Genomic DNA, 4,083 nt, shown 5'->3' with positions numbered 1-4,083 from the left:
GCTCGGTGGATCGGTGGGCCTGGGGAAGAGGACGGCCGGCGCCGGGCGGGCGCGCTACCGGCCGGGGCTGTGGCGGGTCGGCCAGGTGATCATCCCGGGGGGCGAGCCCGACGGGCCGCACGACGCGGTGCCGCTGGCCGTGCCGCTGCTCGATGCCCGCAACCTGCGTATCGAGGTCACCCGCGGGCAGCGGGCGGCCGCTGTCGACCTGGTCCGCGGCCTGCTCACCCGGATCCTGGCCGCGAGCCCCGCCGGGCGCGTCCGGCTCGTCGTCTACGACCCGCACGAGCTCGGCGCCGGGCTCGCCGGCTTCGCGCCGCTGCGTGGTTCGGGGGTCGCCGAGGCCACCATCACCAGCCGCACCCGGTTGGAGGAGCGGCTCGCGGAGCTGTCCACCGAGGTGGGCCGGATCACCGTCGAGCGGCTCGCCGGCCACTTCGACTCGCTGCGCGACCGGGAGGACGCCGGGCGGGGCCGGGCGGAGCCGTGGACGGTGCTGGTGCTGCTTGGTGAGCCGCGCCTGTACGACGAGGGTGCCCGCGCGCTGTCGGCGGTCGCCGCGCAGGGCCCGGCCTGCGGCGTCAACGTCATCTCCATCGTCCAGCGCCCGCTGCCCGAGCCCGGCGGGGCCGGCGACCTCGACGACGAGGAGGGGCCGCCCGACCCGGACGAGACCGACCTCGGTTTCGACGAGGAGACCGACCCGGTGGCGACCCCGCTGCCGAACTCGGTGGTGTTCACGGCCGTGGAGCTGCTCGCCCAGCGGCCGCAGTGGCGCGACGCGCGATCCGGGCAGTGGCGCACCTCGCTGACCGGCCTGCTGGCCGTCGAGCTCGATGAGGCGCCCCCCACCGAGCTGGTGACGAACGTCAGCCGGCAGGTCGCCGACGCCGCGCGGCGCGAGGCGTCGCGCCCGCCGGGCATCGCCGCGCTGCTGCCGCCGGTGCTGTGGGAGTCCGACAGCGCGGGCGGGGTCACCGTGCCGGTCGCCACCGGCGTGGACGGGCCGGTGCGGCTCACCTTCGACGACGACACCGTGCACGCGCTCGTCGGCGGCCAGGCGGGTGCCGGCAAGTCGACGCTGCTGCTCGACATGGTCTACGGCATCGCCGCCCGCTACGCCCCCGACCAGGTCCGCTTCCACCTGCTGGACTTCAAGGAGGGCCTGGAGTTCGCCCAGTTCGCGGGGGGCCCGAGCGACCCGTTCTACCTCCCGCACGCAGACACCGTCGGCATCGAGAGCGACCGTGAGTTCGGCGTCGCGGTGCTGCGCGCGGTGCGCGCCGAGATGCGCCGGCGCTCGGTGGCGATGCGCGCGATCGGCGCCCGGGACCTGCGCGGCCTGCGCACCGCCGACCGCAGCTCCGCCTGGCCGCGGATCATCGTGGTGGTCGACGAGTTCCAGGTGATGCTCACCCCGATGGACGAGATCGCCCGGGAGGGCGTCGCGCTGCTGGAGGTCCTCGCCCGCCAGGGCCGCGCCTACGGCGTGCACCTGCTGCTGGCCAGTCAGACGCTGTCGGGCATCGACGCGCTCGACTCCACCGCCGGCAAGCGCGGCTCCATCTTCGGGCAGTTCGCGCTGCGGGTGGCGCTGCGCACGTCGATCTCCGAGTCCCGGGTGCTGCTGTCCACGGCGAACGAGGCCGCGGGCGCCCTGGCCGGCGTCGGCGAGGCCATCGTGAACCGGCGCAACGGGCATCCCGCGGGCAACGAGCACGTCCGGGTCGTCTACCCGGACCCGGCGGTGCTCGCCGGCCTGCGCGACAGGCTGGCGACGCTCACCGCACGCAGCCTGCCGACGGCGCCGCCGCCGCGGGTGTTCGTCGGCCACGCCCCCGCGATCCTCGACGACAATCCGGTCTACCGGGCGCTGGACGGGCGGCCCGCGCCGCTCGCCGTCGAGTCGGCCCCCGCCGCCGCGCGTGAGCAGCTCGCCGCGGCCGACGGCGGCGACGAGCCGCCCGCCACGATGGGGCCCGCCGGCCTCGCCGACCCCTACGCGCTGGTCGGCGTGCCCGTCGACCTCGCCCCGGCGGCGGTCGGCGTGCGGCTGGCCGCCTCCCCGGGCCGGCATCTGGCCGTGCTCGGGCCGCTGCGCCGGGAGGCGGTCGGCATGGTGCAGGCGGCGGCCGCCAGCGTCGCCGAGCAGGTGGCCCCCGGCGGGCTCGTGGTCGAGATCGTCGCCGCCGAACCGATGGCGGTGGGCGCGGCGGAGATCCTCGCCTCGCGGATCCGCCGCGTCGGGCACCCCGTGCGGGTCGTCGACGTCACCGGGCTGCGCGCGGTGCTCGCCGCCGCCGCCGACGACACCCGCGCCCGGGAGGAGGCGGCGCTCGCCGGCGACGTCGGGCCGCCACCGCCGATGCGCCTCGTCGTGATCTTCGCGATCGACGCCGGGCGGGCCGCGCTGGAGGCACGCGATCCGACCAGCCGCCGCGCCGGGCTCGACGACCTGCGCACGATCACCCGGCGCGGGCCCGCCCAGCGGGTGCATCTGATCGGCTGGTGGCGCGGGGTGTCCCGGATGTCCGAGGACCTCGGGCCGGTCAACCGCGACGACATCGCCGCGTGGGCGGCGGCGGGGGTGCCCGGCAGCGAGCTGTTCGCCCTCGCCGGCCACCGACCGGTCGCCGGTGGCACGACGGCGAACCGGGCTGTGCTGTTCGACCGGCACGCCCAGTCCGAGCCGCGCACGGTGGTGCCGTTCGCGCCGCTGGTCCGCGGGTAGGCGGCGATGATCGGGCAGGATGATCCGCACGACGGCCGGGTCTGGGGCCCGGGACGCCGGAGGGCCGCGGGTGGGCCCGCGGCAGGGGTCGGGGGAGGACGGAGCGCGATCGTGGCGGGAAGTGAGCCGGTGGACACCTCCGAACGGTGGTCGATCGCCGGGTCCTGGCAGCGGACCGAGGCCGGATCGCCCGACCGGGGCGCGATCGTCGCCGCCCCCGAGACCGGGCCGACGATGGGCGGCGGCCTGGTCGATGCGGCGGGCGGCGGCGCGGACCCGGCGGGTGGGCTGGCCGAGGGGGTCGGCGCGGCCCGGTGGCTTCCGGGCGCCGCCGCGGCCGTCCAGCCGGAGCGCGAGCCCGGGGCCGCACGCGAGCCCGCGCTCGGGAGCGTTCCCGCGCTTGGGTCCGTGCCCGCGCTTGGGTCCGTGCCCCCGTTTGGGTCCGTGCCCGAGGCGGCGCCCGTGGCCGAATCCGAGACCGAGCTGGAGAACCCGTACGCCGCGGCGCAGCGCTACCGCGGGCTGCTCGGTGCCTCGGACGTCGCCCGCGCCCGGGCGGGGCGCGACGCCCACCACCGTCGGCAGGGCAACCGTGCCCAGGCACGCCGGCACCGGGAAGCGGCGGCCGACATCCGCAACCGGGTCGACAACGTCTGGGCCCAGGTCGCCGAGCCGCTCGCCCAGTACGGGCTGACCGACCTCGGCCAGCTCCGGCCGGCGGCCGGCGAGCCCGCGCCCGGCGGACCGGTAGCGCTGACGAAGAAGACCGCCGGGCGCCCGGGGCGCCCCGAGGCCATCGCCCGGGGCGGCCTGGGCGGAGCCGGCGGCCGCGGCTCCGGCCGTCCCCTGGCGAGCGCCGGGCGCGGCCGGGAGCTCCCCGACGGCCGCGAGGGCCGGGGTGGCCGGGCGTCACGGGGCACCGGGCGCGCTGCCAGGGGCGGGCGCGGCGCCGGCCTCGGTGACGCGGACGCGTCGGCGGCCGTCGATCCGCGCACGGCGCCCCGGCAGGCCTATGAGCTGTGCCTGGACGCGATGAGCAAGGCCGCCGAGCTGCGCGCGGTGACGAAGGGTGCCGAGTCGGCGTCCGCGGGCCTCGTGACCGCCCTCGCGAGCCTGCTGAGCCTGCTCGTCGTCGGCCTGCTGCGGGTCTTCACCCATGCGCCCGGTATGCCCTGCATCATCGCAGCGGCGGTGCTCGCCGGCGGGCTCGTCGTCGCCGCGGCCGGCGTGGAGGGCGGGGTGAAGCCGGCGCGGCGGGCCGGGGTTCGGGGGGGCGGGAGGGCCGGGGCTGCCGGGCCGGGCTCTGACGGCAGGTCCGTCGCGGCCAGTGCCTGATGATGCGAAACGCGTGA

At 78.0% G+C, this 4,083-nt stretch carries 2 protein-coding genes; both read left to right on the top strand.

From position 1 onward, the window contains the following. The coding region (locus tag C1A33_RS21490; protein ID WP_101833207.1) for an FtsK/SpoIIIE domain-containing protein at positions 1-2,731 on the top strand (2,731 nt) is incomplete at its 5' end. A gap of 111 nt (positions 2,732-2,842) precedes the next feature. Next, positions 2,843-4,066, top strand: coding sequence for a hypothetical protein (locus tag C1A33_RS34305; protein WP_133150771.1), 1,224 nt, complete (start codon positions 2,843-2,845; stop codon positions 4,064-4,066). The last annotated feature ends 17 nt before the right edge of the window (positions 4,067-4,083 follow it).

The organism is Frankia canadensis (genome assembly GCF_900197875.1).
GTDB classification, from domain to species: Bacteria; Actinomycetota; Actinomycetes; order Frankiales; family Frankiaceae; genus Frankia; species Frankia canadensis.
The sequence above is the reverse complement of the archived record's forward strand: the minus strand, read 5'-3'. Positions and strand labels throughout refer to the sequence as shown.